The sequence below is a fragment of the Terrisporobacter othiniensis genome (assembly GCF_000808015.1).
Taxonomy (GTDB): Bacteria; Bacillota; Clostridia; order Peptostreptococcales; family Peptostreptococcaceae; genus Terrisporobacter; species Terrisporobacter muris.
Window position 1 is genome coordinate 1 of sequence record NZ_JWHR01000124.1, and the last position, 422, is coordinate 422.

1 protein-coding gene is annotated in these 422 nt (G+C 50.5%); it reads left to right on the forward strand.

All coding sequences use genetic code 11. The features are described 5' to 3' along the window. On the forward strand, positions 1 to 422 hold a 422-nt coding region (locus tag QX51_RS20745; RefSeq protein ID WP_161791938.1), incomplete at both ends, for a hypothetical protein.

The following is a 422-nucleotide window of genomic DNA, read 5'->3' on the forward strand; positions in this document are numbered from 1 at the left end:
TCGCGGGTAACTTGTTGCTTTTCGGGTTGGTGAATGTTACGGTGATAGTGGTTTCGGTTTTTATCGTTAACCTGACGAGCTTGGCCCCGGTGAGCTGGTCGTGTTATCTTTTTTACCTGTTGACGTTAAATCTTCCCTCGTGGCTGCTGGTGGCTGGTTTTTCTTTATGGGTCAGCAGTGTTTCCGGAGGTCGTTTTGCGGCGATCGTTCTTTCCGCAATCTGGTTGGCGTGCTGCTTGTTCTGGTTGCCTTATCACCTGCACGGGACACTCGATTACACGGGAAGCGGGTTGCCGAATCTTTTTTCGGAAATCACGGGGCATATCAATCTTCCCCGTTACCTGTTGCATCGTTCGGCTTACGCGTTGACCGGTATTGGATTGTTAGCGTGGAGCGCGAGGGGGATGAAACGCATTAAAAAT